This window comes from Macellibacteroides fermentans, assembly GCF_013409575.1.
Classification (GTDB): Bacteria; Bacteroidota; Bacteroidia; order Bacteroidales; family Tannerellaceae; genus Macellibacteroides; species Macellibacteroides fermentans.
Genome location: NZ_JACCCY010000001.1, coordinates 296,889 through 322,665 on the forward strand (window position 1 = coordinate 296,889; position 25,777 = coordinate 322,665).

At 40.6% G+C, this 25,777-nt stretch carries 20 protein-coding genes; 8 read left to right on the forward strand and 12 right to left on the reverse strand.

Features of this window, described 5'->3' with window-relative positions; genetic code table 11:
• Positions 1 to 273: 273 nt before the first annotated feature.
• Entirely contained in the window at positions 274 to 1,194 is a 921-nt protein-coding gene (locus tag F5613_RS01210; protein WP_179398357.1) for a nuclear transport factor 2 family protein, read from the reverse strand.
• A gap of 151 nt (positions 1,195 to 1,345) precedes the next feature.
• Between F5613_RS01210 and F5613_RS01215 the strand changes: the two genes are divergently transcribed.
• Positions 1,346 to 1,924, forward strand: coding sequence for a pyridoxamine 5'-phosphate oxidase family protein (locus F5613_RS01215; RefSeq protein ID WP_179398358.1), 579 nt, complete (start codon positions 1,346 to 1,348; stop codon positions 1,922 to 1,924).
• Positions 1,925 to 1,952: 28 nt separating this feature from the next.
• Here F5613_RS01215 and F5613_RS01220 read toward each other — a convergent pair whose 3' ends face one another.
• The gene (locus F5613_RS01220) at positions 1,953 to 2,705 is read right to left on the reverse strand and encodes a response regulator transcription factor (RefSeq protein WP_179398359.1); all 753 of its coding nucleotides are present in this window, start codon (positions 2,703 to 2,705) and stop codon (positions 1,953 to 1,955) included.
• 167 nt (positions 2,706 to 2,872) lie between these two features.
• On the opposite strand from F5613_RS01220, the gene F5613_RS01225 reads away from it, so the two are divergent.
• Positions 2,873 to 3,532 carry a DUF1349 domain-containing protein gene (locus F5613_RS01225; protein ID WP_179398360.1) on the forward strand — a complete coding sequence of 220 codons (660 nt, stop codon included), beginning with the start codon at positions 2,873 to 2,875 and terminating at the stop codon, positions 3,530 to 3,532.
• Between the two features lie 14 nt (positions 3,533 to 3,546).
• On the opposite strand, the gene F5613_RS01230 is transcribed toward F5613_RS01225, so the two are convergent.
• The 7 genes from F5613_RS01230 to F5613_RS01260 all read right to left on the reverse strand — a co-directional run bounded on the left by F5613_RS01230 (position 3,547) and on the right by F5613_RS01260 (position 12,678).
• Positions 3,547 to 6,396, reverse strand: a complete 2,850-nt coding sequence (locus tag F5613_RS01230) for a type I restriction endonuclease subunit R (RefSeq protein ID WP_179398361.1) — start codon at positions 6,394 to 6,396, stop codon at positions 3,547 to 3,549.
• A gap of 127 nt (positions 6,397 to 6,523) precedes the next feature.
• On the reverse strand, positions 6,524 to 7,144 hold the full coding sequence (locus tag F5613_RS01235) for an RloB family protein (protein WP_179398362.1): 621 nt from the start codon (positions 7,142 to 7,144) through the stop codon (positions 6,524 to 6,526).
• Complete coding sequence (locus F5613_RS01240) at positions 7,131 to 8,450, reverse strand: AAA family ATPase (protein ID WP_179398363.1); 1,320 nt, start codon at positions 8,448 to 8,450, stop codon at positions 7,131 to 7,133. The genes F5613_RS01235 and F5613_RS01240 overlap by 14 nt, the downstream gene beginning before the upstream one ends.
• A gap of 108 nt (positions 8,451 to 8,558) precedes the next feature.
• A complete protein-coding gene (locus tag F5613_RS01245) occupies positions 8,559 to 9,431 on the reverse strand; it encodes a hypothetical protein (protein WP_179398364.1) in 873 nt (290 codons plus the stop codon).
• A gap of 127 nt (positions 9,432 to 9,558) precedes the next feature.
• The gene (locus F5613_RS01250; protein ID WP_179398365.1) at positions 9,559 to 9,861 is read right to left on the reverse strand and encodes a helix-turn-helix domain-containing protein; all 303 of its coding nucleotides are present in this window, start codon (positions 9,859 to 9,861) and stop codon (positions 9,559 to 9,561) included.
• 46 nt (positions 9,862 to 9,907) lie between these two features.
• Positions 9,908 to 11,104 carry a restriction endonuclease subunit S gene (locus F5613_RS01255; protein WP_179398366.1) on the reverse strand — a complete coding sequence of 399 codons (1,197 nt, stop codon included), beginning with the start codon at positions 11,102 to 11,104 and terminating at the stop codon, positions 9,908 to 9,910.
• Positions 11,105 to 11,106: 2 nt separating this feature from the next.
• A complete protein-coding gene (locus F5613_RS01260; protein ID WP_179398367.1) occupies positions 11,107 to 12,678 on the reverse strand; it encodes a type I restriction-modification system subunit M in 1,572 nt (523 codons plus the stop codon).
• Between the two features lie 643 nt (positions 12,679 to 13,321).
• Here F5613_RS01260 and F5613_RS01265 point away from each other — a divergent pair.
• Positions 13,322 to 14,014, forward strand: coding sequence for a hypothetical protein (locus tag F5613_RS01265; RefSeq protein WP_179398368.1), 693 nt, complete (start codon positions 13,322 to 13,324; stop codon positions 14,012 to 14,014).
• A gap of 79 nt (positions 14,015 to 14,093) precedes the next feature.
• Here the strand turns inward: F5613_RS01265 and F5613_RS01270 are convergent, their stop codons facing one another.
• Together F5613_RS01270 and F5613_RS01275 are read right to left on the reverse strand one after the other, a co-directional pair.
• Positions 14,094 to 14,399 (reverse strand): hypothetical protein, encoded by a 306-nt coding sequence (locus F5613_RS01270; RefSeq protein WP_068185372.1) that lies wholly within the window; start codon positions 14,397 to 14,399, stop codon positions 14,094 to 14,096.
• Between the two features lie 253 nt (positions 14,400 to 14,652).
• Positions 14,653 to 15,630, reverse strand: a complete 978-nt coding sequence (locus F5613_RS01275; protein ID WP_034753041.1) for an IS982 family transposase — start codon at positions 15,628 to 15,630, stop codon at positions 14,653 to 14,655.
• Between the two features lie 148 nt (positions 15,631 to 15,778).
• Here F5613_RS01275 and F5613_RS01280 point away from each other — a divergent pair, with 148 nt between their 5' ends.
• The 5 genes from F5613_RS01280 (at position 15,779) to F5613_RS01300 (ending at position 25,204) form a co-directional block, all read left to right on the forward strand.
• Positions 15,779 to 20,080, forward strand: a complete 4,302-nt coding sequence (locus F5613_RS01280) for a CusA/CzcA family heavy metal efflux RND transporter (RefSeq protein ID WP_179398369.1) — start codon at positions 15,779 to 15,781, stop codon at positions 20,078 to 20,080.
• Positions 20,081 to 20,091: 11 nt separating this feature from the next.
• Positions 20,092 to 21,012, forward strand: a complete 921-nt coding sequence (locus tag F5613_RS01285) for an efflux RND transporter periplasmic adaptor subunit (protein ID WP_179398370.1) — start codon at positions 20,092 to 20,094, stop codon at positions 21,010 to 21,012.
• A 108-nt stretch (positions 21,013 to 21,120) separates the two neighbouring features.
• Entirely contained in the window at positions 21,121 to 21,819 is a 699-nt protein-coding gene (locus F5613_RS01290) for a nucleoside-specific channel-forming Tsx family protein (RefSeq protein WP_179398371.1), read from the forward strand.
• Positions 21,820 to 21,821: 2 nt separating this feature from the next.
• A complete protein-coding gene (locus F5613_RS01295) occupies positions 21,822 to 23,129 on the forward strand; it encodes an NCS2 family permease (protein ID WP_179398372.1) in 1,308 nt (435 codons plus the stop codon).
• A 20-nt stretch (positions 23,130 to 23,149) separates the two neighbouring features.
• Positions 23,150 to 25,204 carry a DNA topoisomerase 3 gene (locus F5613_RS01300; RefSeq protein WP_179398373.1) on the forward strand — a complete coding sequence of 685 codons (2,055 nt, stop codon included), beginning with the start codon at positions 23,150 to 23,152 and terminating at the stop codon, positions 25,202 to 25,204.
• Positions 25,205 to 25,278: 74 nt separating this feature from the next.
• On the opposite strand, the gene F5613_RS01305 is transcribed toward F5613_RS01300, so the two are convergent.
• Positions 25,279 to 25,707: an Hsp20/alpha crystallin family protein gene (locus F5613_RS01305; protein WP_079683192.1), complete on the reverse strand. Its 429-nt coding sequence runs from the start codon at positions 25,705 to 25,707 to the stop codon at positions 25,279 to 25,281.
• Positions 25,708 to 25,777: the final 70 nt, after the last annotated feature.

The following is a 25,777-nucleotide window of genomic DNA, read 5'->3' on the forward strand; positions in this document are numbered from 1 at the left end:
TTATGGGCTGCAAAGTTATCAATTGAAATCGTCGCGCTCGAAAAACCTCTATAACTAACTAAATTTCAAATATTTCAAAGAACTATTTTAGATTTTAATGGGACAGCAATGATATAACATATCAAAAAAGCATTAAAACTACCATTTTGCAACCTATCCTTAATCGATTCTTCCCACATTCATCTACTAGTAGAAAAGTAAACCATTAATCAATTTTAAATAAAAGAATCTTAATTGAAACTATCATAAATTCCGAATTTAAACTAGTTTCACCTATTTCTGGCGGGTATAATTAACCGACCAAACCTCCTTCTCACTCTTGTAAAAGACTTGTTTTGCCGTACCGTCTTTACTAAATTCCAGCGTCGCATTCATTGCTGCTTTATCCGGAGTTGCAATATCATGTATCATAACAGAATTAATCATATTATTTGCAGTAAACCACCAAGCATATACAACAGGATCCGACCCTTTAATATGTTCTGTTTCAATAAATTTACCACTTCTTTTATCATATACCACCGAAGACTTTCCTTCGGATATAAGTTTCCCCTTTACCATCATTTTAAGGTCGAAAAGTAAGACATTATCTTTGAACTCGCCATTACTAGACCAGACAAAAGAGGTATCTTTGCCCATATCATCTTTCCATGTTCCGGCAAATTGTTTAACAAGTTCCATTTGGTTCAAACCTCCAGTCGACTTATCAAGCAACGGTCTTGTAATAAAGGTTTCCGAACCATATGCCATCTTCCACCCCTTATCCGTATTCTTAAACAACATAGTCCATATACCCGATTCATCCAAAGTTACGCGTCCGTCTTTATAGTGTACCGTATCCGTGTAATTAGCCACATACAGCACACTGGTATTATCAGGAAATGCAAACTGTTCATCCAGAATTGTTATTTTCTGACTCTTCATCTCGGCAAAAATAGGTTTCACATTTTCAACAAACTCCTTATGAGTAATCACATTTCCATTCATCATATAGAGAAAATCGGGCGAATCAAGTATAGCTCCGGTCAGCGCATCCGCATTAACTTCATCACAGGCTTTACGAATCTCGTTGGCGGCCGCTTTTACTTCACCCTGAATTTTATCTTTTTCGGCTTTAGATAATGGAGAAGTTGATTGTGTGGTACAAGCAAATAAAGGAATAAGCAATAAGAATAACAGCCATTTAGTTTTCATAACATTTAGTTTTTAGCGTAAAACAAAACTTATAATCCACTTATAATAAAACAAATAGAAAATATATTTGTTTGATAAATCATTTACCAAAATTGTATTATCTTTGTTGTCAACCACAGAAAGAATATTCATCTTTTAAACTATTTAAGTCATGATCAGAAAAACTTTGTTTATCCTAATTTCAGGCCTGCTTTTAACTGCCTGCAACACTCCGGAAAAAGAAAAACAGGAAACCACAGACAACGCACCGGAGACTAAAATTGCAACAACCGATGCTATTACCGGAGCAAGCAGTGAACCGGCAATCATTTTAAATATTTCGAAAGAGGAAGGACTAACGAAGGTTTCCGAGTTCCTGAAAGATTGTCACCCCTATTATCTGGCCACGGTAGAAAATAACATTCCGGCAGTACGGCCCATCGGCATAGCACTCAATTACGATGGCAAGCTCTGGTTCCATATAGGAGAACAAAAAGCATCGTTCAGACAAATAAAGAACAATCCCCATATCGAAATAGCCTCTCTCAACTCAAAAGGACAATGCATGAGGATATTCGGAAAAGCTGTAATCATGGAAAATGATTCAGTGGATAAAATCGTTTTTGAAAAATATCCCAATCTCAAAGAAATGTACAATACCGAGCATAAACAAAAGCTGGGGCACTTTTACATCAGCGAAGGCGTAGCCAATCTCCCAACAGATTCTGGAACCGTAAAAATAAAATTCTGAAAAATAAAAATCGTATCGCTAAAAAGTATTAAATCAGACTAAGCTCTTTAGCGATACGACAGGCTTCGATCGAATTATTTACCTGAAGTTTTTCCAATATATTCTGTCGGTGCCGGCTTACCGTTTTCACACTTATCGATAATAAAGAGGCAATATCTTTACTCATCTTCCCCTTATCAATCAGCTTTAAAATCTCCTTCTCCCTCCCGGTTAAAAGGTCGTTACAATTATGGGTTACAAGGTCGGTTTGTTGTCCCGACAATGAATCTACAATAACGTTCCGGGGATTGGTTCCTGCAAATAAATTATAAAGGCACAAAGCCAGCCATATACTTCCGTTCGAATAGCTGGCAACATAAAACATACGATGTAATACCTGAACATAAATATCATCGGCATCACGCATCCGTATAATACTTACCAGATAATAATCCGATCGACGGGCTTTTGGTATACTTTTAAGGAAATTAAAAAACCGAAGCTCCTGTACATGCTTTTGCTTCAAATCATCAGGGTGGATACGGGTTAATATTGCCTCCTCCCAGATAGATCCAACAGTATGCATATCCCCTCGTTTGGCCATGCCCAGCTGTTCTGCTATACCTCCATAATAAATGAAGCTTACATTTGACTTCAAATCGCTTAACACTGCAATGGAATTTTCTACTTTAGAATAATTGAAAGCGATCTGTTTACAGTCATTCAGCCGTTCCTGCTGTTTTAATTCATCAGAGAATGACTGCTTCAGCAACTCTTCGCTCAGTTGACTCACAATATCCATATGGGAAGAAGTAAAATGGTTATTAATCAGTATTGCCGTATTATCAATATAGCATTACTTTTGCAAAAGTAATTAAAAGAAAGCGCATACGGTTAAGGAGATTAAGAAACCATGAGAGGTTTTTTAATCTCAACGACCGAAGCAATAATTTGCAAATAATAAATAACATGAAAAAGAAAAAAGCTTTCGTGGCCCTATTAATAGCAATAGCTGTACAATCAGGATTTGCTCAGTCGTTAGAAAAGATGCAATGGTTCAACGAACCGCAAAAATGGGAAATTAAGGACAAAACTTTATCCATGTTTGTAACTCCTCAAAGCGATTACTGGAGAATTTCACACTACGGATTTACTGTAGACGATGCCCCCTTTTACTACAGTACATACGGTGGAGAATTTGAAGTGAAGGTGAAAATTACAGGCAATTACAAAGAACGCTTTGATCAAGCAGGATTAATGCTTCGTATTGATCATGAAAACTACATCAAAGCAGGGATTGAATACGTAGACGGCAAGTATAACCTAAGCACCGTGGTGACACATAAAACCAGCGACTGGAGTGTTATTTCACTAGAAAAATCCATCCCGTATATTTGGATAAAAGCTGTAAGGCGACTGGATGCCGTAGAAGTTTTTTATTCGTTTGACGACAAAACCTATACAATGATGCGCAATGCATGGCTGCAAGACAATACGCCGGTAATGGTAGGATTAATGGCTGCCTGTCCGGATGGAAATGGTTTTGATGTAAAATTTGAACATTTCTCCGTAAAACATTTAGCAGATATGCGCAGACTGGAATGGCTGAAGAATAATAGCGGTAAATAAAACGCACAAAAGATTTACTCCACCCCCATTCCGGAAATAAAGGTATCAAAGAAACCTTTAATTTTACTTAGGATGCGTTCGCTTACCAATTTGCGCTCTTTAACGGGTGGATTTCCATCATTGCGTAACTTCAGGATTTCATCCCTTAGCGGTTCACGCTGAGTGAATATGTAATCGGAAATGATTTTTTCAACTTTATCAAACAGCAGGTTTTCATCGGAGCACAACTTCATGAAAGCCTGCTGTTGTTCTTCTGTCCAAAAACGCTCGAAAGCATCCGGGATGGCATCCGAATCCTCAATAGCAGGCAAATTCTCACGAATAAACTTCTCAATCAGTTCACGTTTGCTCCGGAGCTGCGTCTCACCCGCAATCAGTTTAACAATCTCCGCATGGCGCCTCTCCTTGTCGGGATTGTCCTTTAAATTGGCCAATAACTTCAAGATGTAAACCACATTGATTTCATCTTTATGAATTAGTTCCAACTCAAAATCCACATCATCCAGAATAGAAACCTTCTCCTTTTGCGAATCAGACTTAACCTTATCATGCAAATCGAGGTACTTACTTTTGTAATCATCAAAAAGCTGCTCATCCATGGGCAGATCCTCAAAGCAGAAATCAGAGAAAGTAGTCAGCACATTCTTCACCCGCATCACTTCGCGGAACGCCTTAACAAACTCCAGATCCTCCTCTTCACTCCGCAAATCATTCACACTATCAACCGTAGGAGTAACCTGCTGCAAATGCTCGTAAGCAGCTTCAAACCGCTTTACATAATCCTCATAAGGCTCCATTAAGATCACTTCCCTCGCATCCTTGTTGCTGAACAAAGTAATCGCATCATCTGTAGCCTGTTTCAAGTTACGGAACACCACTATATTGCCCTGCGACTTCTGTTCGTTCAGCACACGGTTGGTACGCGAATAAGCCTGAATCAAACCATGGAACTTCAAGTTCTTGTCCACATACAACGTATTAAGCGGCTTGCTATCGAAACCTGTTAGAAACATATTAACAACCAACAGAATATCAATCTCACGAGCCTTTACACGCTTTGAAATATCATTATAGTAATTATAAAACGACACACTATCCCGGGTAGAAAAATTAGTTTGGAACATGCCGTTATAATCTTCAATAAACTCGTCCAATTTCTCGCGGCTATGCACATTCAATCCATACAAAGCCTTTGCCTCCTCCACAACAGAAACCTCCTCGGGTAGAAACCCGTCAGCATCACGGTCGGCTTCATTAGCCGCATAACTAAATATCGTAGCAATACGCAGATTATGCTCTCCCGCCTTCTTTTTTGACTTAAACAATTCATAATACTGGATAAGCACATCCACGCTGCTCACGCAAAACATAGCCGTAAATTCCCTGCTGTGCGTTTTACGGTCGTGGTTGGCCACAATATAGTCCGCAATCTTGCCAAGTCGAGCCGGCGACCGCATCAACTCCTCTCTGTCAATATCTTCAACCTCAATATCAATATTAGTCCTGCTCCCATCCTTATTTTGGTAACGCCCTACATACTCCACCGAAAACTTCAGCACATTCTCATCCTTTATGGCATCCGTAATCACGTATTTATGTAAGCACTCGCCAAACAATTCATGCGTTGTACGCTTGCCATGCTCATTTTTAACGGCATTATCCGCAAAAATGGGGGTACCAGTAAAGCCAAAGAACTGCGTATCCTCAAAATAATTCTCAATCCGCTTGTGCGTCTCACCAAACTGGCTCCGGTGACACTCGTCAAAAATGAAAATAATCCGTTCACTCTTGACCGACTTCAGCCGATATTCGTGGCGCTTCTTGCTGATAGCCGTATTCAATTTCTGAATGGTGGTAACAATAAGTTTGGTATTATCTTCAAGCTGGCGAACCAAAATATCCGTGCTCTCGGTACTATCGACACTCCCCTTGCTGAAACCATTAAACTCCTTGGAAGTCTGGTAATCCAAATCCCTGCGATCCACCACGAATACCACCTTCTTCACTTCCGGCATATTCATTATAATCTGACTCGCCTTAAAGGAGGTAAGCGTCTTACCCGAACCCGTAGTATGCCAGACATACCCATTCTTTGTAGAGTTTTTAACCCTATCTATCAAAGCCTCCACCGCATAATACTGATAAGGCCTTAACACCATCAGCACCTTATACGTCTGATTTAATACAATATACTTACAAATCATTTTAGACACATGGCAGGTATCCAGAAATGAAAATGTAAACTTGTCGAGCTGCGTAATCAGCTTATTATTGGGGTCACTCCAAAAGAACGTCTGCTTAAACGATTGTGATTTATTGTTGGCATAATACTTTGTATTCACACCGTTGGAGATAACAAAAATCTGAATAAACTGAAACAGAGCCAACGAAGCCCCGTAAGAATGACGATGGTAGCGATTGGTCTGATTAAAAGCCTCCTTCAGTTCAATCCCCCTGCGTTTCAGTTCTATCTGTACCAATGGCAGCCCATTAATCAGCAAAGTAACATCGTACCGGTTTTTATATTTCCCCTCCATAGTAACCTGGTTGGTAACCTGGAACAAGTTCTGACACCAATTCTCCTGATTCAAGAAATCGAAATACAAATCCTCCCCATTATCCCGTACAATATGCTGTTTCTCACGCAGAGTAACTGCCTTGTCGAATACAGAACCCTTACTTAAGATATTCAGTACCCGCTGAAACTCCAACTCGGTAAATACAATTCCGTTGTGCTTTTCCAACTGCAATTTCAAATTGCCCAATAAATCCCTTTCATCTTTGATAGGCACATACGTATAACCCAACAGCTGAAGCTGAGTCACCAAATTATTTTCCAACACTTGTTCCGGTTGAGTAGTCATTTCATTTAAAGTTTTGTCAGCAATGATAGCCTGATATATCAATAATGGATATCAGATTCCAATTTCATACTAAAAGCAAACTCTATAGGCGATTGAATATAGAGTTATACAAAGGTAGAACAAATAATTATAAATTCAATAACTCAAATATTTTATAAATCTCAGCCTTTCCTGTTTCGGGACTTTCTATATCGAATTCTCCTAACCTCTTTGCGTTATCTATCGCTACAGATAGGCCAGGCTTAAGCAAAAGATAAATATTTTTCGTTTTGTAATACTTTTCGGTCTTTTCATATCCCTCTAAAATCGTACCCTTAAATTGCTTTGAGACATCTTTAAAACTACTGTAATATTTACTCGTTTGTTTTAAATGCAATAAATACCAATACTCCAGACAAGGGGTATTAATCAGTACATGAACATTATCCAACTGCTCAAGGGAATCAATATACTCTTTTAACTCCTGTAATGCAGACTTACCCCCGCCACGTCTTTCTTTATCTTCTTTAATGATAACATCCAAGTCAATCACCCATATTACCTTTGTAAATTCAGCAGCGTTATCAACCACTAAATCATACAATTCAGATAATTTCTTCTTTTTAGGAAGATCAGGTTTAATATCTACATTCTTTAAAGATTCATATTGCTTAAGCAATTGAAAATACCACACTTCCGTTTCACCATCCACAACAATGGAGTATACATCCTTACCGGCACCTTTCCTTGTACTTTTACTCCTTGCCATCTTCAATATTGATAAAATAATCGTTTAGATTTGGTCTTGCTCCCAGCTTTCCTATTTTATAGGCATTATAGATTGATGTGGTATTTCTGATTACGGACGAGTCAAAATCAGAAAGCGAATAGAGATCAACACAACCAGCATCATTTTTGTCGGTAAACCAAATAGAATCATTGCGGAGAATATCCTTTTCCATAAGAAATTCCCTGTGATGTGTCGTAGCGATAATTTGCGAATGCTTACTATTTACCAAAAATGTAAGTATAAAATACTTGAACAGATCCGGATGCAACGAAGACTCCAATTCATCAATCGGGAAAATCACATCGTTACGTATCATCATATCAAGTAAACCGCTAAACTGATAATATCTTTGTGTACCGGCAGACTCAACCCGGTAAGGTAACACAACCGTCGAACCGTTTTCAATCGTGTGATGAAATAGCACCTCCTTCGATTCTAGTACACCTTTCTCCTTTATTTCCGTTTTCTTATTTTCGGATAATTTTAGTTTCTCAATCAACAAATTTAATAATTCAGGAGAGTTGACTAACTCCTTTTTTTCAATTGATATACCCGAAATATTAAAATCAGCCTTCTTTAAAATCTGGACAACATTATTTGTATCAATTTCTTTATTCTCAATTTTAGAAGACACATAAGCCAGCAAGTCTGTTCTTGGTTCAATAAGAGGTTTTAATTTTGTTTTAAACCAATCAGACACCTCCTGCAATTCAAACGATTCAATATTAGTTTTCAGGTATCCACCCAGTACAGTGTTATTCCACAATGTATTTGCCTCCAATGCAGCTTTATGTTCGTTTGACAGGGATATCTTACTACCAATCTCATTAATTATTGTTAGCTGCTTAGCCATATCGGTAGTACGACTAAACACCAACGCTTTTCGAGGATTATAAAAAAATAGCTTTTCGCTTACGATGGCCGATTTATTCAACTCCACTTCATAAAGATACTTTACTTCATTCTGAATAAATTCAAGAGAAAAAAAAGTATTCCCAGCACGAGTCTTTGAGTCAAACAAATAAGGTTCAAAATCGAACACATCAGTCTTCTTGGTAAACGGATCGTTCACCATTTGACGCAAAAAATCAAGCGCGTTAAGCACAGTCGTCTTTCCCGAAGCATTAGCACCGTAAATCAAACCAATCTTAAGTAAACGGAGCTTTCCATTTAATTTTTTACTGACATAATACTCTTCCAAATCCTTCGATGCAGTCGCGTCAAAAGACAACTTAACCTTGTTTTTAATACAGAGATAATTCTGTACAGAAAAGTTTACTATCATTTTATGTGCTATTTATGTAATTTGTTTACAAATATGCAAACTAAAATATCCATATACAACTTTTAATAAATAATATTTGAATTGCATCTGCAAAATCTGGCAAAACAATTAATATTTAGAATCATCTCCATCTTTACTGTAACGGAGATAGAATTTATTAACTGCAGCATCTGTAAAGTGCCACTCTTTAATTTCTCTATTATCGCAATCTCTTCTGAAGACCTTTTTGATAGCCACCTTTTTGGGAAGGTTCTTTATTTCACTGATATAGAAATCATTCTTAATTTGAATATCATCGCCGGAATTTCTCATCGAATAAGTGATGATATTACTGAAGGTAACAGGCGAATTTGCCGAAGTAAATTTAAGCGGTCTCACTTGTTTCTTAGACGGATACAACAGCAAATTACAATCACGGTAAAGAGTTTCATATATTGAATATTCAGAAAAGTATTTAGCGGTATGCGGAGGAATAGCGACGATAGGCTCCTCGGAGTAAGTAACCTGGCTTGAAGTGGCTGTAGACTTTTCCTTGGCATCCGTTCCTCCAAACAGACCCGGCATCAGCACACTTAGATCGGCAATTTTAGAAGCTTTGCCATCTTCCGAAACACTATTCAGCACCGGCAATCCATTTTTGAAACCCCACGCACTAACAGACTGCTGATTTGAAAAACTCTGTGACACACTCTTTGCGAACGTTCTGTTAAGGGAATAATCGTAAGCGATCCCATTCTTCACAAAGAAACTTTCCGCCAGATTCACATAAATGGTAAGATCCGATTTATTATGAAAAAGAAAACCAGCGTTTCCCCCCTCCGACCACAAGTTATAATACACTTTACAATTTGCATCCTCAAAGAACAAAGCATTCTGTTCTGATTTCAGGTTATCGCACTGTGTGGTAGCCACCTGAAAGAAAGTTGATTTACACGAGCTCAAAGCAAGAACAACAAACAACGAAAGAAATAAATGTTTCATAATAGTAATAAGTTTATCCCTATTCCCTCTGGATAAAATTAAAATAATAAAGCGGGGAATCAACCTCAAAAGGTTCGCTTCATACTAACTATGTGTTCAAAAAAGATAGGTGCTATTATCCATTATATTATTTATCAATATTTTCATCCTTATTAAAGCTATCGGCTTTTACAAGAGTATCCAAATCTTCAAAGCTCAAACGGGGAGCCATTCCAATTGCCAGAGACAACTCAACCAGTTTAGAAATAAGGTGATCAGCATCTCCATTTAATATCTCACTAATGTAATCCTTCGAAACTCCCAATTTTTCAGCCAACTGTGTCCGGTTCAGACCATTTCTTTGCATGTATTTTTCAACTTCGTTGAAAAGGTCTATTTGTATCTTTGACAGCCAATATTCTTTACTATTTAGCAATTCTTCTCTTTTCATATTGCCTGATTTGTTAGGTAATTAGTCTTACGTTACACAACTAAAATCAACAAAACATTTGCTGTAACAATCCCTTCTTCCAGGCTTCCATCTTTTCAATCTGTGCACTGCAATGGTTTATCTTTTCATCTATGGCAGAGAGGAAGGTGGCTATTTTTTGTTGTTCAGGGAGAGAAGGGCATAAAACTTCAATTGAGCTTATATCACGACCATTTACTGCCGTAAATGTACTTCCTTGTTCTAACCGACCCCATTTAGGCTCATAGTCTAAAAGAAATTGATATAAGAATTCAATATCACTGTAGGGATTATTTCTAATAGAGCATACTCCTCTTCCAATGCAAGCATCATAAATTGATTTAGCAACCATCCCAACAGGTGCTCGTACTGTTAAGATCAAGTCTCCAGCCTTGCATTCTTTTGTTGGTTCACTAGTCCAATTTCGTGGATTGGTAATCCTATTCGTAATATCAGCATTGCCTTGAATAAGTAATTTACCAATTTTATCCGTATTATAAGTTTTTGAATCAGGTGATTGCCCCATTGTTATGGTTGCAACTTTACCTAATGTTTTTTCTTGCCAATCGGGGAAGTCTTGGTTGTTGTCGTCTTTGAAGCGGAGTTCTTGGGAAAACAATTTTTGCATTACCCCTTTTTTATATTGTTCCAAAAGGGTTTTCTTCTTTTTCAGCTGGGTAAGTTTTTCATCTACAGCCGTTAGAAAGGTTGCTATTTTGGTTTGCTCAGCAAGTGAAGGTAATTTAATTACAGTATTCTTAATTGAAGTTAATGATAAATTTTTAATTGTAGTACCTGAAAGCTCTGATGTAAAATAATTAATAACATTCGAAGTTTGAAGTGTACTATAAATAAATAATCGATCAATCGATTCAATTACATTTATATAACACGCACTTTTACCTAATATCACTTGTTCATTCTCATATAAAGCCAAGCTTCCAATAGTACCATTTATAGAAATAAGGATACTCGTATTATTTAATTCCTTTTTATGTTTTAGGTATTCTTCTATTTCAACTTTTTTTGTATTCTCGTTAATTATTACTTTCCCATTTATCAGATTATTTCCATTAATAAAATAATAAACACTATCATCTGTGTATTTGGGTGTTGAATGTAAACCATCACTTAATTTAGTAGTAATCTCCCCCAACTTCTTTTCTTCCCACTCCCCTGTAAACTCGGGGAAGCGGAGTTTTGGTGTGTTCTTTTTCTTTTCCATGGTTAGAAGGGGGTTGGGATGTTTAGTTCTTTGCAATAGGAGGCAATGGTTTTGTCGGTCTCGGCCATTGCTTTATCAAGGGATACCAGCTCGGCTGCCAGTTGGTTGATGTCGATGTTTTCTTCGGCTTCGAAGGTATCAACGTAGCGGGGGATGTTCAGATTGTAGTCGTTTCCGGCTATATCGGCTAGGGTAGCCAGTTTGCTGTATTTGGCTTCCTCGCTTCGGTTGCGGTAGGTGGTAACGATCTTTTCGATGTCCTCGTTGCGTAACACATTCTGGGTTTTCACCTTTTCGAAATGCTGACTGGCATCAATAAAGAGCACGTCGTTGGGGTTCTCTCGGCACTTCTTGAATACCAGAATACAGGTAGGAATGCTTGTGCCGTAAAAGATATTGGCAGGCAGACCGATCACGGCATCCAGGTAATTACGCTCTTCAATCAGGTAGCGGCGTATCTGCAGCTCTGCCCCACCCCGGAACAAAGCTCCGTGAGGTAATACAATGGCCATGGTGCCGTTGTCTGCCAGCTGATAAACCATGTGCTGCACAAAGGCAAAGTCGGCTTTGCTGGAAGGAGCCAGCTTGCCGTAATGACTAAAGCGGTCGTCCGTCATAAAAAGCTGACTGGCACTCCAGTTGGCCGAAAAGGGAGGATTTGCCACCACCGCCTCGAAACGCTTGTCGAGGTGCTGCGGATGCTCCAGGGTATCTTCCTGGCGTATATCGAACTTGGTAAAATGCACATCGTGAAGAATCATGTTCATGCGGCAAAGGTTGTAGGTGGTCCGGTTCAGCTCCTGGCCACAGAACTCGTTCACGTCTTGCACTTCCCTGGCTACACGCAACAACAGCGAACCACTGCCGCAGGTTGGGTCGTAAACAGATTTCAGTCGGCTCTTACCGGTGGTTACTATCTTTGCCAAAATCTTGCTGACTTCCTGAGGCGTGTAAAACTCGCCGGCCTTCTTCCCTGCCCCGCTGGCAAACTGTCCGATAAGGTATTCGTAAGCATCGCCCAGCACATCCAGCTCGGTATCTTCCAAGTGAAAATCAATCTTGTCCAGGTACACCAGAACTTTTACAATCAGCTCGTTCTTAGCCGACTCCGTTCTTCCCAGCTTGGTACTGGTAAGATCCATATCTTCAAACAGATTATCAAAATCGTCTTCGCTTGCCGTACCCATGGTGCTCTGTTCGATGTTGGTAAGGATACGCTTCAGATCTTCCAGTATGAAATTATCGGCACCTTCGGTATCTCCGTTTCCCCGCTTGGCCATCTGGCTGAACAGTTCCGTTGGCTTAAGAAAATACCCCAGCTTTTCCAATGCTTCGTCCCGGATTGCCTCCAGATACTCCTGTCCGGGCTCCGTATGCTCGTCCACTTCCACATACTTAATACCATCAGGCACAAGTATTTCGTCCGCATATCGGTTCATCTTTTCGGAAAGATATTTATAGAAAATAAAGCCAAGGATATAATCGCGGAATTCATCCGCATTCATTTTCCCGCGCAAGGTGTTGGCAATGTTCCAAAGCTGCTGTTCTAGCTGCCTTTTATGATCTTCAGACATGGTATTTTGTTAAACTGTTAGATTATAATTTGTTCACTATTTCGTAAACAAATATACGCAATTAAATTAACAATCCCTACACAAAAGCCAAATAATATATTAATTAAATCGACTCCATGTTTCCTACCCGAAGATATTCAGGGACTTCCCGAAAAAAGTGTTAGGACTTTTTACTCGAAATGTTAGGACTTTTTGTGCTAAATGTTAGGACTTTTTTCTCAAAATGTACCTGCAAATTTAGAGGCTTTTAGGTGGATGTGTTAAACAACATGTTTTATTACGTCTTAAATATTTGGTTATCCTGATATTTTGGCGTAATTTTGTTTTTTATAAAATAGTGGTTCTGACAAAGGCTTAAACGTAAAGACGTCCCTAAATCCTGCTTTTAACCATTTTCTTCCCCCTCCATTCTGTTGATTTATATTAAATTCGGATTTATTTTAATACTCTATTAAAGAACATGAATACTATATTAAGAAAGGACAGGACACCAGTCAGGACAACTACCCCTTCAGATACCGTATCAATCCTAGGTTTTACCGCTGCATTCAGCGCTGCAGATTTTACAGCCCCTTTTTGCAACAGATAAATCTTATGGCTTGTTTTATTAGTGTGGCATTTGCCGCAACTAATAAATAAATATATGAGAGTCAGCACACTATTACTTTTCGGATGCTTGATTTGCTCTTCAATCCCGCCTTTGCGCGCTCAGCAGGAAGAAAAAATCAAATTGGATGGTGGAATGCCTAACCGCATTTCAATGAACGTAACGGTTGCTTCAACGAATAAACGAAGCATCAACGACGCAAAGAAAGGCATACTTAACGTGATCAAAATCGATATGACCGAAGAGGGCTGCCGGGTTTTGTTTCCGGATACGGAATTCAAAATCAACATGGAGAAACTTACAATTGCTGCTACACCAGCCGAACCATCGGCACGGGTACATGCCGGTTTACAACAAGCCGGAAGCGCTTTGGCTCAGGGAGCACAACTTGTGGGTGGAGCATTGCCCGGTGGTTCAATTATCTCGGCGGCAGTTAGCAGTGTAAGCAGCTTGTCCGGAAGCGGTGGTGGTGCAGCGGCTGCCTCGTATGCGGCAACCGGCAGACAACAATTTGAGCCCGGATTGGTATATCCGGTTAAGGACGACGACTGCGATGCGGTACTGGATTTGCCGGATGGAAATTATACGCTGGATCTGGTTCTTGTAAAAGCAAGCAGTGGATTGAAAGATACATTGAAAACTCAGGTTAAGATATGCTTCACCAAAACCGGAAATGTATTGAAGACAAAGCACGATACAGCGAAGAACAGCATTGGAAATATTCGTTAAGCTATAAAAGTTATCCGCCCTGCCTAAACTTATAGGCAGGGCGGTGGGTTAGCATGCAACTAATCTATCTTTGTAAGGGTTATTCTACAACTTCACCTTTTTCATTCAACAGCACCGTAACCTCTTTCTGATCGGCTGTTACAACGATAACCTTATATGTCTTTTTCTCAGTTTGTGTTATAAAGGCCTTTTTGATAACCGACTCGGCGTAGGTTTTGCGAATACTTTCTACTACCGGAGCAGGAAGATCTTTCACTTCTATCACCACAAATTCATCCTGAGTTACCACTTCCTGCGGATTGATTGTTTTTTCTACCGGGTTGATTGCCTGGGTAGCGAACGAAACACTGGTTGCGATCGCCATGATCATAATTACTCTTTTCATCTCTTTTTAGTTTTAATGATTAATACTAAATCAACTTCTACACTAAAGTAATATGAAAAGACCGTGCCAAGACATCTGATAATACATTTCAAATACAAACAAAACACTATATATCAATCATGTAAATCAATTAACCACAAATTATTACATCTTTGATAATGTGTGGAAATGCTGTAGAACGTGTGGTTTAATTCTACAGAAAACGGGGAAATGCAGCTGATAAAACCATCTATATCATTACCCGTTGGCGGAATTAAATTAGTGCATATTTAATTTGTCCAATGGGTTTGTTATTAATCTTGTTTATATATTGAAGGATTGTAAGTGCACTAATTTTCCCCGTAATTCTGGTAAACAATCCTTCTGTTTGTTTTGCGTAATTTCTGATTATCATAAATTGATCGCATAATTGTGCAAAAAGCGTTTCAACCCTTTTCCTTGCTTTAGCAAATGGACTAAATACAGGTTTCCAATCTTTTTGATTCGACCGATATGGAACTTCCAACTTGATATTAGCTTTTTCAAATAAATCAAGTTGTATGGCTGCTCCAATATATCCACGATCACCGATGATGGTGCAATTCTGAAAGTTACACTTTACGTCTTTCAAATAATGAATGTCGTGAACACTCGCCTTTGTCAGGTCAAAAGAGTGTATGACACCGCTCAACCCACAGAGAGAATGTAATTTATATCCGTAATAATGTTTACCCTGTGAAGCACAATAGCCATAATTGGGAGCTTTATCATAATTATTCTTTCCCATTTTACAACGTTTTGACCTTATGGGACGACAGACTTCAATTGGCATAGAATCAATACAGAAAATAGCTTCTCCACCATCAACTTTTGATGCAATTCTTTCACGCACCTGATTACATAAGCCGATAGTGAGCTTCCTGCGATCATTATATTGACGACGGGATATGAGAGAAGAAAAATCATCTTTGTATTCATTTAATTTAGAAAACAAAAAGCTTTCACTATCTATACCTATTGATTCGGCAGCAAGGCTTAAACTGATCACTTCTAAGTCAGAGAACTTCGGGACGACTCCTCTGCGAGGTATATTCCCTTTTTCGTTTACTAAATCAGCAGAAAACATCTTGCATATATCAAGAAATTTAGCGAATATTGCATATAAGTTGTGCATAATTGAGCTGTATATTAATAGTTTGATCACCATTAAAATACTAATAATCAATGATATGCACAACTTATTTCCTGACATTTTTTAGTGAATTAATTCCGCCAACGGGTATATCATTATTTAAATACATGTATATAAATAATTAGGATTATAGCTGATTTTGATTCGTAAATAGTTTTTAACTTCGTTTTATTTATGTATCTTTGGGTGACCTTAAACATACAGAATTATGCTTGCTTCGATTGTCCGATTTTCTATTAAGAATAAATTTTTTGTGGGCTTAACCACACTTTTTCTGCTTATTGGCGGAGTATATGCTATGCTCACCCTGCCTATTGATGCCGTACCAGACATCACCAATAATCAGGTGCAGATTGTAACTGTTTCACCCTCATTGGCTCCTCAGGAGGTGGAACAGCTCATCACCTTCCCTATCGAAGTTGCCATGAGTAACATCATGAACGTTGTGGAGATTCGTTCGGTCTCGCGCTTCGGTCTGTCTCTGGTTACGGTAGTGTTTAAAGATCATGTAAAGACATTGGATGCCAGGCAGCTCATAAACGAACAGATACAGGCTGTATCGGGCGAGATCCCACCCGAACTGGGTGTTCCCCAACTCATGCCTATCACAACGGGACTGGGTGAAATTTACCAATACACCCTCGAAGTAGATCCTAAATTCAAAGATAAGTACAACGCCATGGAGTTGCGTACCATTCAGGATTGGATTGTTAAAAGACAACTGTCCGGTATCCCCGGGATTGTTGAGATTAACAGTTTTGGCGGCTATGTGAAACAGTACGAAGTAGCGGTAGATCCGTCGGCGCTTTTCTCGCTTAACATCACAATCGGCGATGTGTACGAGGCACTGGCAAAGAACAATCAGAACACCGGGGGCAGCTATATCGAAAAAGATAAAAAAGCTTATTATATAAGGGCCGAAGGGATGATTACCCGGCCATCCGATATCGAACAAATTGTAATTACGAACCGGAATGGGATTCCGGTGCATATCAATGATGTTGGTCTGGTACGGCTTGGGGCTCCCAAGCGATTTGGGGCGATGACGAAGGATGGAAAAGGGGAATGTGTAGGAGGTATCGCCATGATGCTGAAAGGTGCGAATGCCAACGTGGTGACCCGCGAACTGGAAAGCCGGGTGGAAAAACTGCAAAAGATGTTGCCCGAAGGTGTATCCATCCAGCCTTATCTGAACAGATCTAATTTGGTTAACCGAAATATCTCCACCGTTGTATTTAATTTGATCGAGGGCGCTATTATTGTTTTTCTGGTTCTTATTGTCTTTTTAGGGAATGTACGTGCCGGAATGATCGTGGCATCTGTTATTCCCCTGTCCATGTTATTTGGCTTTATCCTGATGCGGTTGTTTAATGTTTCGGCAAACCTGATGAGTTTGGGGGCGATCGACTTTGGGATTGTGGTAGATGGTTCCATCGTAATTGTAGAGGGTATTTTGGCTCACCTGTATGGAAAGAGTATGGTTGGCAGGAATCTGTCGCAGGAGATGATGGATCGTGAAATCGAAACTGGTGCCGGCCAGGTAGTTCGCTCTGCCACATTTGCCGTTGGCATCATCCTGATTGTGTACTTTCCGATTCTGACTTTGCAGGGCATAGAGGGTAAGTATTTTATACCTATGGCCAAAACACTGGTATTCTGTATTCTGGGGGCATTGATATTGTCGCTTACGTATGTACCTATGATGGCTTCGCTGTTTCTAAAAAAAGAGCTTAAGCAGACGCGTACGCTGGCAGATCGTTTCTTCGACTGGTTGAATGTGTATTACCAGAAGACCTTGAACTGGTGTATGCATCATAAAACGGCTTTTATCGCAACTGCCTTGGCAGCCATGGCTGGCAGTCTGATTTTATTTACCCGTTTGGGCGCCGAGTTTATTCCAACGATGGATGAAGGCGATTTTGCCATGCAGATGACTTTACCGGCGGGCAGTTCGCTTAGTCAAAGTATTGCAATCAGCAACCAGGCCGAAAAAGTCCTGATGGATAAGTTTCCTGAAATTGTACACGTAGTGGCTAAAATTGGAACGGCCGAAGTGCCTACAGATCCCATGGCGGTGGAAGATGCCGATATTATGATTGTTATGAAGCCTTTTAAGGAGTGGACCAGTGCCTCGAGCCGGGCGGAGATGGTTCAAAAGATGAAGGACGCTTTGGCGCCTGTTACCGGTGCCGAATTCAATTTCAGTCAGCCTATCCAGCTACGGTTCAATGAATTGATGACGGGAGCCAAGGCCGACATAGCCATTAAATTGTATGGAGAAGATATGGAAGAGTTATATGCAAGGGCAAAAGAGGCAGCCACCTATGTAGAGAAAGTTCCCGGAGCTGCCGATGTGCTGGTGGAACAGGCCATGGGTCTGCCGCAGTTGCTTATTTCGTACGACCGCAGCAAAATTGCCCGGTACGGTATGAATATCCAGGAATTGAATACATTGATACGTACCGCATATGCCGGCGAGATAGCCGGTGTGGTGTTCGAGAATGAAAGACGGTTTGACCTGGTGCTCCGGCTGGACAAGGATAAGGTGTCCGACCTTAACCTGGACAAGTTATTTGTGCGTACGGCAGAGGGTGTTCAGATTCCTGTAAGCGAAATTGCCTGGATCGAACTGAAAAACGGTCCGCTGCAGATTAACCGCGATGCCACCAAACGAAGGATTGTGATTGGCGTAAACGTACGGGAGGGCGACATACAGCAGGTGGTGGCAAATATTCAATCCACCCTGGATAAGAACATCAAATTGAAACCCGGTTATTATTTTGAATACGGCGGTCAGTTTGAAAATCTTCAGAACGCCATAAAAACACTGCTGATCGTTATTCCGGTAGCATTGATGCTTATATTACTGCTTCTGTTTTTCTCTTTCAAAAGTGTTGTTTATTCTTTGCTCGTATTCAGCACCGTTCCGCTTTCACTAATCGGCGGTATTGTCGCTCTATGGTTAAGAGGGTTGCCATTCAGTATTTCTGCCGGTGTAGGTTTTATCGCTCTATTTGGTGTGGCTGTGCTGAATGGTATTTTAATGATAAATCATTTCAATGCCTTCAGGCATTCATCGCAATATACAAAAACAACCAACCGGATTATAGCCGAAGGGTGTCCGCACCTGCTACGTCCGGTATTTCTTACCGGATTGGTTGCTTCGCTCGGTTTTGTGCCCATGGCCATTGCAACCAGTGCCGGCGCCGAAGTGCAGCGGCCTCTGGCAACGGTAGTGATTGGGGGATTGCTTGTTTCAACTGCACTCACGTTGCTTATCATTCCAGTATTTTACAGAATTGTAAACAGCACGGCGACCTTGAAAAGGACAAAATTTAAGAAATTCCTGTTCTTCTCTTTATTGCTTTTTGCTGCTCTACCTCTGCAGGCACAGAAAGAGGTAATGCTTAGCGATGCCATCACGATGGGAAAAATGAATCATCCCCGACTTAAAATGGCAGTTGCAGAGACAGAAAAGTATCGCAGTGCACGCAACGAAGCATGGGAGTTGGCGCCCACTTCGTTTACATATTCGTGGGGACAGCTAAACGGTGAGACACGGAAAGACCGACAAATGGAATTTACGCAGGAAATAGGCTCACTGCTGACTCCCTTTTACAGAAATGCATTGGTAAATAAGCAAGTTACATCCGGCAGGTATTCTAGAGAAATTGTAGAAAAAGAGGTGGTTGCCGAAATAAAACGGGCCTGGTGTTATTATCTGTTTGCCCGCGAGCAGCAGGAGCTATACAAACAACAGGCCGAAATGGCCGGGCGTTTGCAACGGGCCGGAGAAATCCGTTACGAACAAGGGGATATCACATTGCTGGAAAAAAGCATGTGCAATACGATGGCTGCAGAGATGCGGAACAAATTGTTTCAGGCTAATGAAGAGCTTCGGATGGCAGCTATACGTTTAAAATGGGCTTGTTATACCGACGAGGACATAGTACCTGCCGATAAGATGCTTACGCTTCTGCCCATAGAAAAGCAGCCTGCCGGGCAGAATATCCGCATGAATCTGTTGCAGAGTCAGACTGAAGAGAAAAAAGCGCTGTTGCGGATTGAACAAAGCCGATTTTTCCCGGAACTATCCATCGGATATGTCCGCCAGGATATCCTACCCCTCAAAGGACTCAATTCCTGGATGGTAGGTGTATCATTCCCTCTTTTCTTTACAGGTCAGCAGAGCCGCATCAAACAGGCCAGCATCGAATATCATATCCAGCAGATCAGACAGGAATATGGGGAAAAAGAGCTTTTAAATAAACAGGAAGAGCTTAATGCCGAACTGTTGCGGCATGGAGAGAGTATCCGGTACTATACCGTATCTGCATTGCCTGAAGCGGAGAATCTTATAAAAGCTGCATCATTACAGTTAAAAGCCAGTGATACGGATATCACACAGTTTATTCAAAGTGTAAACAGTGCATTGTCTATTAAAAAGGGATATCTTGAAACAGTTTATCTATACAACATAGCAGTCTTGGAAAGCGAATTATATAAGTAAAAATTACAACTATGAAACATACTTTTCTTTGCGTACTTGCCATACTAACGTCCTGCAATTCGTCTTCTGATACGAAGCAGGAGATGCCGACTTCCGTTACGGCCGATTCAGTAACCGTTATTTCACCGGATTCGTCTGCCTACAGTCAACCGTACGATTCGACTGCAATTGATGGGACTACAGCTGCTACTGCTATAAACAAAGTATCTTTTAACGGTACATTGATTATTCCACCCCAGAACTTTGCTTCGGTTACGATGCTGATGGGTGGAATTATCCGTTCGACAAACCTGCTTCCCGGTAGTTATGTAAAAAAGGGAACGTTGCTTGCCACACTCGACAACCTCGATTTTATATCCTTGCAGCAAACCTTTCTTGAAAGTCAGGCGCAGACCGAATATCTGAAATCGGAATACAACCGGCAGTTAGTTCTCTCCAAAGAGGAGGTTGCTTCTGTAAAGAAACTGGAACAAAGCAAAGCCGATTATCTATCGATGAAAAGCAAAATGGAAGCCGCAGCAGCCCAGTTGTCGTTGTTGGGAATCTCAACCCAGTCGCTGTTGAAAAATGGTATCACACCTGCTCTGGAAATAAAAGCTCCTGTAAATGGATACATCGGCAAGGTTAAGGTAAATGTGGGCAAATACCTGAATGAGGGAGACATACTATGTGAGATTATAAACAAGCAAGAAACGCTTCTACGACTCACCACGTACGAAAAAGACCTGAAAGATATCCGTCTGGGTGCAAAAGTCTGGTTTAGAGTAAACGGAATGGGTACCAAAACTTTCGAAGCCAAACTTATTTCTATCGGACAAGAGGTAGATGAAACAAGCCGTTCGCTGGAAGTATTTGCCAAAGTTATAAGCGAAGACCCTAATTTCCGCCCCGGCATGTATGTTACGGCGCAGATTGAAAAGGGTGAAATGTGAAAAATGCGTTTCAAAACCTTAATAATAGTTGCGTGGAATAAACATTTTTTCATACCTTTGATCCCTTAATTTTAGCATATAAATTATTAATTAACAGAATTAAATTCGATGAAAAAATTCTTTACCATCGCAGCAATCTTATTGGTGGCCTTGGGTGCTAAGGCTCAGAACGTTCAGTTGCACTATGATTTCGGAAGTGCATTGTACGACAAACTGGACGGTAGACCAGCTACTACTACAACCGTTGAAATGTTTAAACCAGACAAATGGGGTAGTACGTTTTTTTTTCTGGATTTCGATTATAACAACAAAGGTGTTCAAAGTGCCTATTGGGAAATTGCACGCGAACTGAAGTTTTGGGAAGGTCCTCTTGCCGCTCATATCGAGTACAACGGTGGCCGCGGTCAGTATCCTTATTCAAACGCTTACCTGGCCGGTATCGCTTATAATTACAACAACGGCGATTTTACAAAAGGTTTTGGATTACAGGCAATGTATAAATATATCCAAAAGTCATATAAACCCAACAATTTCCAGGTTACTGGTACATGGTATATTCATTTTGCTAAAGGTGCCGGTACATTTACAGGGTTTGCCGACTTATGGAGAGAGAATACAAACATCATCTTCCTTTCAGAGCCTCAGATCTGGCTTAACTTTAACAAGTTGAAAGGTGTGGATCCGGCGTTTAACCTCAGCGTTGGTTCGGAGGTTGAAATCAGCAACAACTTTGTTTGGAACAAGTTTGGCGAAAATAATAAGTTCTATATGATTCCTACGTTGGCTCTAAAATGGTCATTTAATTAATTATGGAAACCTCATTCTTTCATAAACTGGTTGGGTTCAATCCTAAAACCATGAAGGTACGTACCGAGATACTTGCGGGCGTTACCACGTTTCTTACCATGAGCTATATTCTGGCTGTAAACCCGGATATTCTGAGTGCCACAGGAATGGACAAAGGTGCTGTTTTTACGGCTACAGCCCTTGCTTCGGCAATTGCTACCTTACTTATTGCTTTCCTGGCTAAATTACCTTTTGCGCAGGCGCCGGGTATGGGATTGAATGCATTTTTTGCGTTTACCTTAGTATTAGGTATGGGATATAGCTGGCAGACAGCTCTTGCTGCTGTATTTGCAGAAGGTATAATCTTTATTATTATTACCGTTTTGAATATTCGTGAAAAGGTGGTTAACTGTATTCCACTTAACTTGCGTTATGCCATGTCTGTGGGTATCGGTATGTTTATCGCTTTTATCGGATTGAAAAACTCGGGTATTATTGTAGACAATCCGGCTACTTTGGTTGCTTTAGGCTCATTCACCAATGTTTCTTTAGTTGCAGTTATCGGAATTATCCTTTCGGGAGTCTTGATGGCAAAAGGCGTTAAGGGTGCTTTATTTTATACCATTCTTATCTGTACTGCCATTGGCATTCCAATGGGAGTAACTACTTTGCCCGAGAATTTCTCTCCTATTTCTATACCCCCTTCTATGGAACCCACATTCATGCATTTCGACTTTAAGTCGTTATTGAATCTGGATATGTTCTTCATCGTAATGCTGCTTGTGTTTATCGATCTGTTCAACACTATCGGTACATTGGTAGGTGCATTAGCGAAAACAGAAATGATGGATGAAAAAGGAAATGTTCCCCGCATGAAGGAAGCGTTGCTTGCCGATGCTATTGGTACTAGCGTTGGGGCTGTTTGCGGTACTTCTACAGTTACTACCTACGTTGAAAGTGCTGCAGGTATTGCAGAAGGCGGACGTTCGGGTATGACTGCTGCAGTAACAGGTGGTCTATTTCTGGTTGCCTTGTTGTTTGCTCCGGTATTCCTTTTAGTTCCAAGTGCTGCTACTACCGGAGCTCTGGTGATGGTTGGAGTATTTATGATGGATTCGATTCGCAAAGTTGAATTTGATGATGTTACCGAAACATTACCTGTATTTGCAACTATTCTCTTTATGGTACTCAGTTACTCAATTGCCGAAGGTATGGCATTGGGTATGATGAGCTACGCCATATTGAAATTACTTACCGGCAGATATAAAGAGGTATCGATTACACTATATATTCTTACTGTACTCTTAATACTTCGCTATATCTATTATTAAAATATTGTATCTTTGCCCCCATGAAAGTATGTATTGCGGAAAAGCCCAGTGTGGCGCGCGAAATAGCAGAGGTTCTGGGGGCAAAGAACAAAATGAAAGGCTATATTGAGGGTAACGGATATCAGGTTACCTGGACATTCGGCCATCTTTGTACCCTTAAAGAACCTCACGAATATACGCCCGAATGGAAGCGCTGGTCACTCAGCTCCTTGCCTATGATTCCTCCCAGATTCGGGATCAAACTTATAGATTCTCCCTCGTATGTAGAGCAGTTTCAGGTAATAGAGAAACTGATGCAAAATGCCGAAATGGTGATTAACTGCGGTGATGCCGGGCAGGAAGGTGAACTTATACAACGTTGGGTGATGCAAAAAGCCGGCGTTACTTGTCCGGTTTACCGTTTGTGGATCTCATCACTTACTGAAGAAGCGATTCGCGAAGGGTTTCAAAAACTTAAAGAACAGGAATCTTTCAATAAATTATACGAAGCCGGACTGTCGCGCGCAATTGGCGATTGGTTGTTAGGTATGAATGCAACACGCTTGTACACGCTGAAGTACGGACAAAACCGTCAGGTACTTTCCATAGGTCGTGTGCAGACCCCTACCCTGGCTTTGATAGTAAACAGACAAAATGAGATTGCCAACTTCACTCCCGAACCCTATTGGGAACTGAAGACGGTGTACAGAAACACTACCTTTTCGTCTACCAAAGGAAAATTTACGGATAAAACCGAGGGCGAAAACTTCCTTACCGTGGTTAAGGAGGAAGATTTTGAGGTAACGGATACTTCGGAGAAAAAGGGTAAAGAATATCCTCCGCGTCTGTTCGACCTTACCTCTTTGCAGGTTGAGTGTAATAAGAAATTTGCTTTTTCGGCTGAAGACACACTTAAATTGATACAGTCTCTTTACGAAAAGAAGGTGACTACCTATCCGCGTGTGGATACAACCTTCCTGAGCGACGATATATATCCCAAAGTACCCAATACGTTAAAGGGTATGACCGATTACGCCGAACTTATCACCCCCTTACTGGGAAAGAAATTACCAAAAAGCAAGAAAGTTTTCGATGATACCAAGGTTACCGATCACCATGCTATCATTCCCACAGGGGTACGTCCTATTAATCTTTCGGAAAACGAGCGAAAGGTATACGACCTGGTTGCCCGACGCTTCGTAGCAGCTTTTTATCCGGATTGCCAGATTTCTACCACAACCGTACTGGGCAAAGTGGGGAAAGTGGAATTTAAGGTTACAGGAAAACAGATTCTGGAGCCGGGATGGCGTGTGGTGTTTGGTGCCGAACAAAAGGATCCGGATGCCGAACCGAGTGAGGAAGAGGGTATCTTGCCCGAGTTTGTTAAAGGCGAAAGAGGTCCTCACGAACCTATTCTGGGCGAAAAATGGACGCAAGCCCCCAAGCCCTATACCGAGGCTACTTTATTACGTGCCATGGAGACTGCAGGTAAGCTTGTAGATAACGACGAACTTCGGGATGCTTTAAAAGAAAATGGGATTGGTCGCCCGTCTACCCGCGCAGCAATCATAGAAACATTGTTCAAGCGTAACTACGTGCGTAAGGAAAAGAAAAACCTGATTGCCACTCCTACCGGTATGGAACTAATCGGCACCATTCAGGAAGAACTGCTCAAAAGTGCCGAACTTACCGGATTGTGGGAAAAGAAATTAAGACAGATTGAAAAGGGAACCTACGAAGCCCGCACCTTTCTGGAAGAGTTAAAACAGCTGGTGTACCAGATTGTATCGAATGTTTTTTCGGATACGAGTGCACGCACCATTACCATACAGGAAGCGGTGGAAGAAAAGTCGGCTGCCGAAAAAGGGAAAAAGAAGACAAAGTCTAAGCCCAAAGAGAAACCGGTTAAAGAAGAAACAGCTCCTGCTGAAACCAAACCAATATGCCCCATGTGCCGTAAAGGATCGATATTGAGAGGGAAAACTGCCTATGGTTGCTCCGAATATAAAAACGGATGTAGTTTCCGGTTGGATTACGCAACTTACGGTGAAGGTCTGTCTGATGCCCAACTGATTGATATACTGAACAAACGTTGATTACATAAAAAGACATAAAAAGGGGAAGAGTTTACAAGTTGTAGCTCCTCCCCTTTTACGTTTACACAAAACAGTTACTTAATTTCTATCAACTGCACGGATTGTTCTTTTTCGTTATATACCTTTTTAGGAATTGTAATTGTAAGAACTCCCTCTTCTACTTTTGCTTCGATTTTATCTTTCTCAATTTCATCAGGCAAAATCAAGTTCTGCTGAAATTTAGAATAATTGAATTCACGGCGTAAGTAACGACCGTTCTTTTTTTCCTCGTTCCGTTCGTCCTTTTTCTCCATCGTTATGTTCAACTGATTGTCTTGATCCAAACGAATGGTAAGGTCTTCTTTCTTTAATCCCGGAGCTGCTACTTCAACCTTGAATTCGTTGTCAGTTTCAAATACATTGATAGCCGGAGTAGTTGTATTTACTCGCTCCATCCATTGATTTTCAAAGAAATCGTTGAAAATACTTGGTAACCAATTCTGAGATCTTCTAACAGGCATCATAATTAAATCCTCCAATATTAAATTGTCCAACATTCTGTTTGTTTTGATTGCGGGTTGCATAAACAACTCG

Coding starts and splice junctions, on each gene's coding strand:
- F5613_RS01210 (WP_179398357.1), bottom strand. CDS start 1,194: ATGAAAACTAAATGGCTGTTATTCTTATTGCTTATTCCTTTATTTGCT.
- F5613_RS01260 (WP_179398367.1), bottom strand. CDS start 12,678: ATGTCTGAAGATCATAAAAGGCAGCTAGAACAGCAGCTTTGGAACATT.
- F5613_RS01245 (WP_179398364.1), bottom strand. CDS start 9,431: ATGAAACATTTATTTCTTTCGTTGTTTGTTGTTCTTGCTTTGAGCTCG.
- F5613_RS01215 (WP_179398358.1), top strand. CDS start 1,346: ATGATCAGAAAAACTTTGTTTATCCTAATTTCAGGCCTGCTTTTAACT.
- F5613_RS01235 (WP_179398362.1), bottom strand. CDS start 7,144: ATGGCAAGGAGTAAAAGTACAAGGAAAGGTGCCGGTAAGGATGTATAC.
- F5613_RS01270 (WP_068185372.1), bottom strand. CDS start 14,399: ATGAAAAGAGTAATTATGATCATGGCGATCGCAACCAGTGTTTCGTTC.
- F5613_RS01250 (WP_179398365.1), bottom strand. CDS start 9,861: ATGAAAAGAGAAGAATTGCTAAATAGTAAAGAATATTGGCTGTCAAAG.
- F5613_RS01290 (WP_179398371.1), top strand. CDS start 21,121: ATGAAAAAATTCTTTACCATCGCAGCAATCTTATTGGTGGCCTTGGGT.
- F5613_RS01275 (WP_034753041.1), bottom strand. CDS start 15,630: ATGTCAGGAAATAAGTTGTGCATATCATTGATTATTAGTATTTTAATG.
- F5613_RS01305 (WP_079683192.1), bottom strand. CDS start 25,707: ATGATGCCTGTTAGAAGATCTCAGAATTGGTTACCAAGTATTTTCAAC.
- F5613_RS01220 (WP_179398359.1), bottom strand. CDS start 2,705: ATGGATATTGTGAGTCAACTGAGCGAAGAGTTGCTGAAGCAGTCATTC.
- F5613_RS01280 (WP_179398369.1), top strand. CDS start 15,779: ATGCTTGCTTCGATTGTCCGATTTTCTATTAAGAATAAATTTTTTGTG.
- F5613_RS01285 (WP_179398370.1), top strand. CDS start 20,092: ATGAAACATACTTTTCTTTGCGTACTTGCCATACTAACGTCCTGCAAT.
- F5613_RS01295 (WP_179398372.1), top strand. CDS start 21,822: ATGGAAACCTCATTCTTTCATAAACTGGTTGGGTTCAATCCTAAAACC.
- F5613_RS01230 (WP_179398361.1), bottom strand. CDS start 6,396: ATGACTACTCAACCGGAACAAGTGTTGGAAAATAATTTGGTGACTCAG.
- F5613_RS01240 (WP_179398363.1), bottom strand. CDS start 8,450: ATGATAGTAAACTTTTCTGTACAGAATTATCTCTGTATTAAAAACAAG.
- F5613_RS01265 (WP_179398368.1), top strand. CDS start 13,322: ATGAGAGTCAGCACACTATTACTTTTCGGATGCTTGATTTGCTCTTCA.
- F5613_RS01300 (WP_179398373.1), top strand. CDS start 23,150: ATGAAAGTATGTATTGCGGAAAAGCCCAGTGTGGCGCGCGAAATAGCA.
- F5613_RS01225 (WP_179398360.1), top strand. CDS start 2,873: ATGAAAAAGAAAAAAGCTTTCGTGGCCCTATTAATAGCAATAGCTGTA.
- F5613_RS01255 (WP_179398366.1), bottom strand. CDS start 11,104: ATGGAAAAGAAAAAGAACACACCAAAACTCCGCTTCCCCGAGTTTACA.